The organism is Agromyces sp. Marseille-P2726 (assembly GCF_902809835.1).
GTDB lineage: Bacteria > Actinomycetota > Actinomycetes > Actinomycetales > Microbacteriaceae > Agromyces.
The window spans coordinates 331720-343279 of record NZ_CADDWM010000015.1 but is presented as its reverse complement, the minus strand read 5'-3'; the positions used below and the strand labels follow the sequence as shown (position 1 = coordinate 343279).

General features: G+C 68.4%; 12 protein-coding genes. 7 read left to right on the top strand and 5 right to left on the bottom strand.

Translation table 11 applies throughout. The annotated features are described in order from the left end of the window. Window positions 1–3: 3 nt before the first annotated feature. A complete protein-coding gene (locus HUS56_RS14255; RefSeq protein WP_254431474.1) occupies window positions 4–909 on the bottom strand; it encodes a heme A synthase in 906 nt (301 codons plus the stop codon). 247 nt (window positions 910–1156) lie between these two features. Between HUS56_RS14255 and sufB the strand changes: the two genes are divergently transcribed. From sufB to HUS56_RS14225, 6 genes are all read left to right on the top strand, one after another. Beyond that, on the top strand, window positions 1157–2575 hold the full coding sequence (gene sufB, locus HUS56_RS14250) for a Fe-S cluster assembly protein SufB (RefSeq protein ID WP_173924082.1): 1419 nt from the start codon (window positions 1157–1159) through the stop codon (window positions 2573–2575). Between the two features lie 14 nt (window positions 2576–2589). Further along, window positions 2590–3762, top strand: coding sequence for a Fe-S cluster assembly protein SufD (gene sufD / locus HUS56_RS14245; protein ID WP_254431473.1), 1173 nt, complete (start codon window positions 2590–2592; stop codon window positions 3760–3762). Window position 3763: 1 nt separating this feature from the next. Then, the gene (locus HUS56_RS14240) at window positions 3764–4090 is read left to right on the top strand and encodes a non-heme iron oxygenase ferredoxin subunit (protein WP_173924080.1); all 327 of its coding nucleotides are present in this window, start codon (window positions 3764–3766) and stop codon (window positions 4088–4090) included. 50 nt (window positions 4091–4140) lie between these two features. Next, window positions 4141–4908 (top strand): Fe-S cluster assembly ATPase SufC, encoded by a 768-nt coding sequence (gene sufC / locus HUS56_RS14235; protein ID WP_173924079.1) that lies wholly within the window; start codon window positions 4141–4143, stop codon window positions 4906–4908. Window positions 4909–4927: 19 nt separating this feature from the next. Continuing rightward, the gene (locus HUS56_RS14230; protein ID WP_173924078.1) at window positions 4928–5257 is read left to right on the top strand and encodes a metal-sulfur cluster assembly factor; all 330 of its coding nucleotides are present in this window, start codon (window positions 4928–4930) and stop codon (window positions 5255–5257) included. Between the two features lie 95 nt (window positions 5258–5352). Continuing rightward, complete coding sequence (locus HUS56_RS14225; protein ID WP_173924077.1) at window positions 5353–6183, top strand: class I SAM-dependent methyltransferase; 831 nt, start codon at window positions 5353–5355, stop codon at window positions 6181–6183. 27 nt (window positions 6184–6210) lie between these two features. Here the strand turns inward: HUS56_RS14225 and HUS56_RS14220 are convergent, their stop codons facing one another. The 4 genes from HUS56_RS14220 to HUS56_RS14205 form a co-directional block, all read right to left on the bottom strand. Further along, entirely contained in the window at window positions 6211–6432 is a 222-nt protein-coding gene (locus HUS56_RS14220) for a hypothetical protein (RefSeq protein WP_173924076.1), read from the bottom strand. Beyond that, the gene (locus HUS56_RS14215) at window positions 6432–6878 is read right to left on the bottom strand and encodes a GNAT family N-acetyltransferase (protein ID WP_173924075.1); all 447 of its coding nucleotides are present in this window, start codon (window positions 6876–6878) and stop codon (window positions 6432–6434) included. The genes HUS56_RS14220 and HUS56_RS14215 overlap by 1 nt, the downstream gene beginning before the upstream one ends. Continuing rightward, window positions 6875–9469 carry a valine--tRNA ligase gene (gene valS, locus HUS56_RS14210; RefSeq protein ID WP_173924074.1) on the bottom strand — a complete coding sequence of 865 codons (2595 nt, stop codon included), beginning with the start codon at window positions 9467–9469 and terminating at the stop codon, window positions 6875–6877. The genes HUS56_RS14215 and valS overlap by 4 nt, the downstream gene beginning before the upstream one ends. Window positions 9470–9572: 103 nt before the next feature. Further along, entirely contained in the window at window positions 9573–10925 is a 1353-nt protein-coding gene (locus tag HUS56_RS14205; RefSeq protein WP_254431472.1) for an MFS transporter, read from the bottom strand. A 77-nt stretch (window positions 10926–11002) separates the two neighbouring features. Here HUS56_RS14205 and HUS56_RS14200 point away from each other — a divergent pair, with 77 nt between their 5' ends. Further along, window positions 11003–11404 (top strand): GntR family transcriptional regulator, encoded by a 402-nt coding sequence (locus HUS56_RS14200; RefSeq protein WP_173924073.1) that lies wholly within the window; start codon window positions 11003–11005, stop codon window positions 11402–11404. Window positions 11405–11560 lie beyond the last annotated feature (156 nt).

The window sequence follows — 11560 nt, the reverse complement described above, 5'->3', positions numbered from 1 at the left end:
GCGTCAATGAGCGGATGCCGCGGCCGACGCCGGCTCGGCCGACGGCGCCGCGGCGACCGGCCGCTTCAGCCGCAGCACCACGACGGTCATCGCCGCGGCCGCGAGCGCGGCGAGCACCATGTGGATGCCCACGAGCAGCGGGGGAAGGCCGTTGCGCGCCTGGACGAGGCCGACCGCGATCTGCACGAGCACGACCCCGAGGAGCACGGTCGTCCAGCGCAGCGTGGGCAGGCCGAGCCGCCACGCGGCGACGAGGAGCACCAGCGCGAGTGCGAGCAGGGCGTAGCCGGGCCACGCGTGCACGTGCTCGAGCAGCTCGGCCTGGAAGCCGTTGCGGCCCGCTGCAGCATCACCCGAGTGGGGCCCAGCGCCCGTGGTCAGGATGCCGAACACGATCGTGAGCGCGAGCACGGCGGTGGTCGCGTGCGTGAGACCCGAGTACCAGCGGGGCACGGCGAGCTCGCGTGGGCCGGGGGTCGCGTCCATGCGAACCAGGAAGGCCGCCGCGACGCAGACGAGGAGCAGCGACGACACGTAGTGGAATCCCACGATGAACGGGTTCAGGCCGGTCCAGACGGTGATGCCCCCCACGATCGCCTGCGCGACGACGCCCGCGCCGACGATGAAGGACAGTGCGAAGAGGTCGCGCCGCTCGCGACGGATGCGCCAGATCAGCAGGAAGACGATGAGCGCGACGATGCCCACGACGCCCGTCATGAGGCGGTTGCCGAACTCGATCAGCGAGTGATAGCTCAGCTCCTCGGTGGGCACGAGCGAGTCGGGCGTGCAGGTCGGCCAGGTGGGGCAGCCGAGGCCGGAACCGGTCAGGCGGACCGCGCCGCCGGTCGCGATGATCGTCACCTGCGAGATGAACGACGCCCAGGCGAAGATGCGAAGGGTGCGGGTCACGCGCGTTGATCCTGATCCGGGCGGCCTGTGCAGGTGCTGGGTTCAGGCCCGGCGACACGGCAACCCTGTAGACTCGAAGGGCTGGAGTTTCCCGCGAGGCGCGCGCGAACGCGAGATGCGGGTTCCCAGCCATCTTAGGTTCGCACTGACGCCACCCGCACATCATCACCACTCACCGAGCACCTCGACTCGCGAGGGGAATGAGCCGGACTGATATCCGGTTGCACGGGAGGAGAAGAGGGAGAGCATGACGGACGTACTGATCGACCGACCGGAACTCGAAGGACTCGGCGTCTACGAGTTCGGCTGGGCCGACTCCGACGCCGCGGGCGCATCCGCCCGCCGCGGCATCTCGCCGGAGGTGGTCGCCGACATCTCGCGGTTGAAGGACGAGCCCGAGTGGATGCTGCAGCGCCGCCAGCGCGCGCTGCAGCTGTTCGAGCGCAAGCCGATGCCGACGTGGGGTGCCGACCTCTCCGAGATCGACTTCGACAACATCAAGTACTTCGTCCGCTCCACCGAGAAGCAGGCCCAGACCTGGGAAGACCTTCCCGAGGACATCAAGAACACCTACGAGCGCCTCGGCATCCCCGAGGCCGAGCGTCAGCGACTCGTTGCCGGCGTCGCCGCCCAGTACGAGTCCGAGGTGGTCTACCACCAGATCAACGACGAGCTCGAGCGCCAGGGCGTCATCTTCATGGACACCGACACCGCGCTGCGTGAGCACCCCGAGTTCTTCGAGGAGTACTTCGGCACGGTCATCCCGGCCGGTGACAACAAGTTCGCAGCGCTGAACACCGCGGTGTGGTCGGGCGGTTCGTTCGTGTACGTTCCCAAGGGCGTGCACGTCGAGATCCCGCTCCAGGCCTACTTCCGCATCAACACCGAGAACATGGGCCAGTTCGAGCGCACCCTGATCATCGCCGACGAGGGCTCGTACGTGCACTACATCGAGGGCTGCACGGCACCCATCTACAAGTCCGACTCGCTGCACTCGGCCGTCGTCGAGATCGTCGTCAAGAAGAACGCGCGGGTTCGCTACACGACCATCCAGAACTGGTCGAACAACGTCTACAACCTGGTCACCAAGCGGGCCACCGCGGCCGAGGGCGCCACCATGGAGTGGGTCGACGGCAACATCGGCTCGAAGGTCACCATGAAGTACCCGTCGATCTACCTCATGGGTGAGCACGCGAAGGGCGAGACCCTGTCGGTGGCGTTCGCCGGTCCCGGCCAGCACCAAGACGCCGGCGCGAAGATGATCCACATGGCGCCCTACACGCAGTCGTCGATCATCTCCAAGTCGATCGCACGGGGCGGCGGTCGCGCCGGGTACCGTGGCGAGGTCCGCGTCGACGCCAACGCGCACCACGCGGCGAACACGGTGCGCTGCGATGCGCTGCTCGTCGACACGATCTCCCGCTCCGACACCTATCCCGCGATCGACATCCGGATCGACGACGTCGTGCTCGGCCATGAGGCGACGGTGTCGAAGGTGAGCGAGGAGCAGCTCTTCTACCTCATGTCGCGCGGCATCCCCGAAGACGAGGCGATGGCCATGATCGTGCGCGGCTTCATCGAGCCCATCGCGCGCGAGCTTCCCATGGAGTACGCGATGGAACTCAACAAGCTCATCGAAATGGGCATGGAAGGGTCGGTCGGATAGGGATGACCGCACAGATGACCAGCACAGCCATGCCCACCGCCGGCCAGCACGGACTCGTCGCGCACTCCGACGGCGCATTCGTGCCCGTCCAGACCCGCTCGGAGCGGTTCCGCTCGACGAACGTCGACGACTTCGAGCCCATCTCGGGGCGCGAGCACGAGTGGAAGTACTCGCCCGTCGCCGCGTTCGCCGACCTCACCTCGGGCGAGCTCGACGGCTCGCGCATCGAGGTGGAGGCCGACGAGGTCGCCGGCATCGAGGCATCCTGGATCGCCCGCCACGACGTCCGCATCGGCAGCACCGGCGGCGTCCCCGAGGAGCGCGCCTCCGCGAACGCCTGGTCGAGCTTCGGCGAGGCCCTCCTGGTCAGCGTCTCGGGCGAAGACGAGAAGACCGCGGTCATCACGCGGCACGGCCTCGGCGACACGCCGCGGGCAGCGCACACCGTGATCGAGGCGGCGCCCAACAGCCGAGGCCTCGTCGTGCTGCGCGGCACCGGCCCCGCGCGGCTCAGCGAGAACGTCGAGATCGTCGTCGGCGAGGGCGCCTCGCTCACGGTCGTCTCGCTCCAGGAGTGGGACGACGACGCGGTGCACCTCGCCAGCCACTTCGCGCGCCTCGGCCGCGACTCGTTCCTGAAGCACATCGTCGTCTCGCTCGGCGGCAAGGTCGTGCGGGTCAACCCGTCGACGCACCTGGCCGAGCAGGGATCGGATGTCGAGGCGCTCGGGCTCTACTTCGCCGACGCCGGCCAGCACCTCGAACAGCAGGTGTTCGTGCATCACGACGCTCCGCACACCCGCTCCCGCGTGACGTACAAGGGCGCGCTGCAGGGCGAGGGTGCGCGCACCGTGTGGATCGGCGACGTGCTGATCGGCAACACCGCGACCGGTACCGACAGCTACGAGCAGAACCGCAACCTCGTGCTCACCGACGGCACCCGCGCCGACTCGGTGCCGAACCTCGAGATCGAGACCGGCGATATCGAGGGGGCGGGCCACGCCAGCGCGACCGGCCGCTTCGACGACGAGCAACTGTTCTACCTGATGGCCCGCGGCATCACCGAAGACGAGGCTCGTCGCCTCGTCGTGCGCGGATTCCTCGCCGAGGGCGTCCAGCGGATCGGCCCGCCCGAACTCGAGGAGCGGCTGACGGCCGCCCTCGAGGCCGAGCTCGAGGGGCGCTGACGTGGCATCCGTTCGCGTCTGCGCCGTCGACGAACTCGGCGTCAACGAGGCGGCCCGCTTCGTCGTCGAGGGCGTGCCGATCGCCGTCGTGAAAGACGCTGCCGGCGACATCTTCGCCATCGGCGACACGTGCACCCACGGCGACATCTCGCTCTCCGAGGGATTCGTCGAGGACGATACGCTCGAATGCTGGGCCCACGGGTCCAAGTTCTCGCTGAAGACCGGCAAGCCGCTCAGCCTTCCCGCCTACGAACCCGTGCCCGTGTTCCGGGTCGAGGTCAGAGAAGGCGGCGTCCACATCGATCCCTCGGTCACCCTGACCGTCTGACCCTTCCGGCCGTCATCGCGGCCGACGAACGAAAGAGACCACACACCGCTATGTCCGTTCTGGAGATCAAGAACCTTCACGTCAACGTCGAGACCGACCAGGGCACCCGCGAGATCCTTCGCGGCGTCGACCTGGTCATCAACGAGGGCGAGATCCACGCGATCATGGGCCCCAACGGCTCGGGCAAGTCGACGCTCGCGTACACCATCGCCGGCCACCCCAAGTACACCGTCGTCGAGGGCGAGATTCTGCTCGACGGTGAGAACGTCCTCGACATGACCGTCGACGAGCGCGCCCGCGCCGGCCTGTTCCTCGCGATGCAGTACCCCGTAGAGATCCCGGGCGTCACCGTCACGAACTTCCTTCGCACCGCCAAGACCGCAATCGACGGCCAGGCGCCGTCGATCCGCAGCTGGGTGAAGGACATGCGCGAGTCGATGACCAACCTGCGCATGGACACGGATTTCGCCGAGCGCAACGTCAACGAGGGCTTCTCGGGCGGCGAGAAGAAGCGCAACGAGATCCTTCAGCTCGAGCTCCTGAAGCCGAAGTTCGCCGTGCTCGACGAGACCGACTCGGGCCTCGACGTCGACGCACTGAAGGTCGTCTCCGAGGGCGTGAACCGGGCCAAGGCCAACACCGGCCTCGGCATCATGCTCATCACGCACTACACGCGCATCCTGCGCTACATCAGCCCCGACTTCGTGCACGTGTTCGTCAACGGCCGGATCGCCGAGCAGGGTGGCCACGAGCTGGCCGACCGGCTCGAGGAAGAGGGCTACGACCGCTACAACGTCGCAGAGTCCGCGGCTCAGTAGCCACCGGTAGACTCGAACCATGGTCACTTCACTCGCGCCCGAGCGCTTCGACGAGGTCACCGAGGCGCTGAAAGACGTGATGGATCCCGAGCTCGGGGTCAACATCGTCGACCTCGGCCTCGTCTACGACCTCGGCTGGGACGACGAGAACGACGCGCTGGTCATCCACATGACGCTCACGAGCGCCGGATGTCCTCTCACCGACGTGATCGAGGAGCAGACGGCCGAGGCCCTCGACGGCACCGTCGAGGCGTTCCGCATCAATTGGGTGTGGATGCCGCCGTGGGGTCCCGAGCGCATCACCGACGACGGCCGCGACATGATGCGAGCCCTCGGCTTCGCGATCTGACGCTCAACCGAGCGCGACCGCGCAACCCCGGTCGAGGTCGGCGGTCGTCACCGACTGGCATAGGCCCTGAGCGTGTCGCCGCATAGTCTCGGTGTATGCAGCACGACGGCGACTCCATCGACCCGACGGCCGACGTGTACTCGCACGGCCACCACGAGAGCGTGCTGCGCATCCATGCCTGGCGCACGGTCGAGAACTCCGCGGCGTACCTCGGGCCGCATCTCGAGGCCGGCGCGACCGTGCTCGACGTGGGAAGCGGCCCTGGGACGATCACGATCGATCTCGCACGACGGGTGCGCCCGGGCGTCGTGGTCGGCATCGACGCGGCACCCGAGGTGGTCTCGAGCTCGCTCGGACTCGCGCGCAGCGAGGGGGTGGAGAATGTGGAGTTCCGGGTCGGCGACGCATACTCGCTCGACCTCGGTGATGGCGCGTTCGACATCGTTCACGCCCACCAGCTGCTCCACCACCTGGCACGGCCGATCGATACGCTGCGCGAGTTCCGCCGGGTCCTGAAGCCGGGCGGCCTCCTCGCCGTGCGCGATGTCGACTACGGCGGCGTGATCTGGAGTCCGCCGTCAGCGGAGCTGAGTCGATGGCTCGAACTCCAGCACGCCGTGATCGCGGGCAGCGGTGGCGAGGCCGACGCAGGTCGGCAGCTGAAGCGCTGGGTGCGGGAGGCCGGGTTCACCGACATCGATGCCACCGCGTCGGCTTGGGTGTTCTCGACCGCGCTCGAGCGCGAGTGGTGGGGGATGGCGTGGGCTGAGCGTGCGACCCAGTCGCAGTTCGCCTCGCGCGCGATCGAATCGGGGCATTCGAACCCCGAGGAGCTGAATCGGATCGCGTCGGGATGGCGTGAGTGGGCAGCCGACGACGACGGCTGGCTCCTCATGCCGCACGCCGAGATCATCGCGCGCGCCTGACCCGGCTTCATCAGGTCGACCGACCTGTCACCAGTCCTCATCGGCGTGCGCGTCGACGATCGTCTCGCGCACCACCGTGCCGTCGTCGAGCTCGGCGATGGGGCGCCCCTCGAGCCAGGTCAGGGTCCAATGCTGGCCGGCCGGATCGCCCGAGTGACCGGCTTCGGCGGCGGCGATGCGCGGCCGGAGGTCTGCCGGAACGGAGGCCGGCGGCTCAGCGCCGAATTCCCACCGCGTGCCGAGTCGCATCAGGCGCCCATCTCGTAGGTGACCCAGTTCGTTCGCGTCGCGAGCTCATCGTAGAGACGCTGCGCTCGGGTGTTGTCGGGCGCCGTGATCCAACTCACCCCGCCGGTGCCGACCTCGAGCGATCGTGCGTGCACGAACTCGATGAGCGCGCGACCGACGCCAGTGCCACGGGCGCGCTCGTCGACGTAGAGGTCGTCGAGGTAGAGCCCTCGGGTCGCCTGCAGCGTGTCGGGCACGACGCGGAAGTGGGCGAGCCCGACCGGGGTGCCCTCGTCGTCGACCGCGAGCACCGCGTGGAGCGGATCGTCGTGGTCACGGATCCAGTTCCAGACGATGAGCGCTTTCGAGTCGTCGAGCTCGGTTCGGTAGAAGCTGCAGTACGCCTCGAACAGGGGCAGCCAGCCGAAGAAGTCGTCGTCGGCGACCGGTCGGATCTCGTGCGTCATCGCCGTTCCTCCGCCCCCTGGGGCTCGAGCACGATCTCGCGCACCTCGAACTCCTCTGCTTCGGCGAACTCGAGCTCGGCGATGCGTCCGACCGCGCGGAGATCGGATGCCGCCGACTGCAGAAGGGTGATGCCGGCAGCCGGCGCTGCGATCACCGCACGGGCGACCGGGGTCTTCTGCGAGGCCTTGGCGTCGGTCTTCGCGCGACGGATGCCGGTGAGCGCCGAGCTCGCGAGCTCGAGGAGCTCGACGCCGGCCTCGCCACGGGCCGCGAGGTCGTCTGCGGTCGGCCACGTCGCCAGGTGCACCGAGCCGTCGTGCGACCACCGCCACGCTTCTTCGGCGGCGAACGAGATGACGGGTGCGAACAGGCGCAGGAGCACGCTGAGCGCGGTCTTCAGCGCCGCCACGGCCGAGGCCTGCTCGGGGCTCGGCTCGCCGTAGGCACGCTCCTTGACGAGCTCGAGGTAATCGTCGCAGAACGTCCAGAAGAACGTCTCGGTCGCCTCGAGCGCACGGGCGTGGTCGTACCCGTCGTAGGCGCGAGTTGCGCTCGCGACCACCTCGGCGAGCCCGGCGAGCATGCTCCGGTCGATCGGCACGGTCACCGGGGCATCCGCGCGCCCATCGAAGCCGAGGATGAACTTGGCGGCGTTCAGCACCTTGATGGCGAGCCGGCGCCCGATCTTCACCTGGGTCGGATTCTGGGGATCGAACGCAGCGTCGACACCGAGTCGGGAGGATGCCGCCCAGTAGCGAACGGCATCGGAGCCGTGTTGTTCGAGCAGGCCGGTGGGAGTCACCACGTTGCCCTTCGACTTCGACATCTTCTTGCGGTCGGGGTCGACGATGAACCCTGAGATCGCCGCGTTCGTCCACGGCTTCTCACCGTGCTCGAGCTCAGCGCGCAGCACGGTCGAGAAGAGCCACGTGCGGATGATGTCCTGGCCCTGGGGACGCATCGAGTACGGGAAGAGCAGGTCGAAGAGCTCGGGATCGCGTTCCCATCCGGCGGCGAGCTGCGGCGTGAGCGATGACGTCGCCCAGGTGTCCATGATGTCGTGCTCGCCGATGAAACCTCGGGGACGGCCGCGCTGCGACTCGTCGTAACCGGGCGCCGGCGCAGACGACGGGTCGACGGGAAGGAGGTCGCGCGTCGCCACGATCGGCTCGTCGAAGCGCGGTTCGCCCGTGTCGTCGAGCGGATACCAGACCGGGATCGGCACGCCGAAGAACCGCTGGCGCGAGATCAGCCAGTCGCCCGAGAGGCCCTCGACCCAGTTCTCGTACCGCACGCGCATGAAGTCGGGGTGCCAGTCGATCTCGCGGCCCCGTTCGAGCAGGCGCGATTTCAGGCCCTCGTCGCGGGCACCGTTGGTGATGTACCACTGGCGGGTCGACACGATCTCGAGGGGTCGGTCGCCCTTCTCGTAGAACTTGACCGGGTGCGTGATGGCCTTCGGCTCGCCGAGCAGGTCGCCCGACGCACGCAACTGCTCGACCACCGCCTGCTTCGCCGAGAAGACGGTCTTTCCGGCGAGCTCGGCGAACGCCGCGCGGCCGCCGTCGGTCGTGATGGCGTCGGGTGCCTCGGCGATGATACGGCCGTCGAACCCGATGATCGCGCGGTTCGGCAGATCGAGCTCCCGCCACCACACCACGTCGGTCACGTCGCCGAACGTGCAGATCATCGCGATGCCGGTGCCCTTGTCCTTCTGGGCGAGGTGATGCGCGACGACGGGCACCTCGACACCGAACACCGGCGTCGTGACCGTCGTGCCGAACAGGGGCTGGTACCGCTCGTCGTCGGGGTGAGCGACGAGGGCGACACAGGCGGGGATGAGCTCGGGGCGGCTGGTCTCGATCTCGACCGTGCTTCCGTCGGGCCGATGGAAGGCCACCCGGTGGTAGTGGCCCGGCTGCTCGCGGTCCTCGAGCTCGGCCTGGGCGACGGCCGTGCGGAACGTCACGTCCCACAGGGTCGGGGCGAGTGCCTGATACGCCTCGCCGCGCTCGACGTTGCGAATGAACGCCAGTTGGGAGGTGAACAAGGCTTCGTCGGCGATCGTGCGGTACGTCTGCGTCCAATCGACCGACAGCCCGAGCAGGCGGAAGAGCGACTCGAAGTGCTGCTCGTCTTCGGCGGTGAGCCGCTCGCAGAGCTCGATGAAGTTCCGTCGGCTGATCGGCACCTGGTCGGCGGCCTTCACGCTCTTGCCGTCGGCGCCTTCGAAGGGGGTAGTGAAGTCGGGATCGTACGGGAGGGTCGGGTCGCAGCGGACGCCGTAGTAGTTCTGCACGCGACGCTCGGTCGGCAGGCCGTTGTCGTCCCATCCCATGGGGTAGAACACGCTGCGTCCGAGCATTCGCTGGTACCGCGCCACCAGGTCGGTATGGGTGAACGAGAAGACGTGGCCGATGTGAAGCGATCCGGATGCGGTCGGCGGCGGGGTGTCGATGGAGTAGATCGACTCGCGCGTGGCACCGCTGCGATCGAACCGGTAGACGCCTTCGCGCTCCCATACCCCGCCCCACTTCGCTTCGAGGCCCTCGAGTGCGGGCTTGTCGGGAATGCGCGAGGTGTCGGTCATGATGCTCCGGTTCGGTATATGCGGCACCGAGTCCATGGGGGTGCCTGAATGTGCGACGCTCCAGCCTATCGGATGGAGCGCCGCACCCCGGGGACCGGGTTCTTCAGACGCTCGAGCCGGCCACCTGCGGCTCGAGCTGCTGCTCGGGGTCGCCCGACTCGGGCACGACCGGCAGGCGGCTCGCCGCCCAGGCCGCGATGAGGGTCACGGCCGAGAGCAGCGCGAGCACGACACCGGGGTGCCACCAGGCGTAGCCGCTGGCCTCACCGAGCGCGACGGTGGCCAGGGGCACGAAGCCGCCCACGGTCGCCGCGACCGCGTACGACACCGACAGGGCCGAGTAGCGGAAGTGATCGGGGAACAGGTCGTTCATCAGGCCGCCGAGCGCTGCCCACGACATGGTCGGCAGGATGCCTCCGATGATCATGGTGCCCACGAGGATCGGGAACGTCGCGAACTGGAGCAGGAAGTACATCGGGAAGGTGATGAGGAGCGTGCCGAGGGCGCCCCACGCCACGACCCGCGCCGACCCGATCCGATTCGCCCATGCGCCGAACAGGGGGATGGTGACGAGCTGCAGCAGTCCGCCGATGGTCGTCGCGACGAGGAGGTCCTGGAAGCTGAAGCCGAGTTCGGTCGCGCCGTAGTTGATGGTGTACGTGTTCATCAGCGAGTAGGAGCCGATGCCGAGCATCGCCGCGCCGATCGCGATGACGATCGCAACCGGGCGCTTGGCGAACATCGTCGCGAAGGGGATGCGGTCGCGACGGCCCTCGGCGACCACCTCCTTGAACACCGGCGTCTCGTCGATCGACCAGCGAAGGTAGAGCGAGACGAGCAGCAGCGGGATCGCGAGCAGGAAGGGGATGCGCCAGCCCCAGGCGGCGATCTCCTCGGCCGGCAGGGCGATCGTCATGACGATGAAGAGCGCGGCCGAGAGGATGGAGCCGACGGGGGAGCCGAGCTGCGGGATGGCGGCGTAGAACGCGCGCTTCACGGGGTTCGAGTGCTCGGTCGCGAGCAGGATCGAGCCGCCCCACTCGCCGCCGAGCGAGAGGCCCTGGGCGATGCGGAGGAGCACGAGCAGCACGGCGCCGAGCCAGCCCGCCTGCGCGTAGGTGGGAAGCAGGCCGATCAACCCGGTGGCGACGCCCATGATGCCGACCGTCCAGAGCAGGGTCGCGCGGCGGCCGAGCCGGTCGCCCATGTGCCCGAAGATCGCAGCACCGAGGGGACGAACGACGAAGGCGACCGCGATCGTCGAGAACGCGGCGAGCGTGCCGCCGAACTGGCCGAGCGGGTCGAAGAACAGCGGACCGACGAAGAACGCCGAGAAGTACGCGAAGACGTAGAAATCGAACGACTCGAGCGAAGTGCCGATCATCGACGCCCAGGCGACGCGGCGCACCGGGGAGCGGTGCTCGGAGGCGGGGGATGCGGGAGTGGTGGTGGTCACGGGCACTCATCCTTGCAGCGGCGGACACGGGTGACAAGCAACTTGTTCCAGTTCGAATAGCACAATATGCTCAAGTCGTGCTGATTCGGCTGGACTCCGCGCTCCCGACGCCCTTGTTCGAGCAGTTGGCGTCGGCCCTGCGGTCCGCGATCATCGATGGTCGCGTCATCGGCGGCGAGCGCCTGCCGGCCGCGCGCCAGCTCGCATCATCGCTCGGGCTGAACGTGCACACGGTGCTGCGGGCGTACCGCCTGCTGCGCGACGAGGGGCTCATCGAGCTGCATCGTGGTCGCGGGGCGGTCGTGGTGGTCCGCATCGGCGGCCATGCCGCACTCGCGGGCGCGATCCACGACCTCGTCGACGAGGCGAAGCTCCACGACCTTCCCGAGGGCGCCCTGCTCGCCCTCGTGAGCGCGGCGTATCGCTCGTCGCCGTCGTCGCCGAGTGTGCTTCGTACCGCACCGACACGGTATTCTTGACGCCAACGACGTCGATCCGGCCATCACCGGGGAGTCTTCGGAAGAACCGCCGGGGGCGGGGCGATTCGCCGCGAAGCGGCGAAGCGAACCCCTCCGGCCCAGTAGAACCGAACGGGTGGCCCGTCACAGCCGCAACGAGGGGCGAGTCGCACCCGG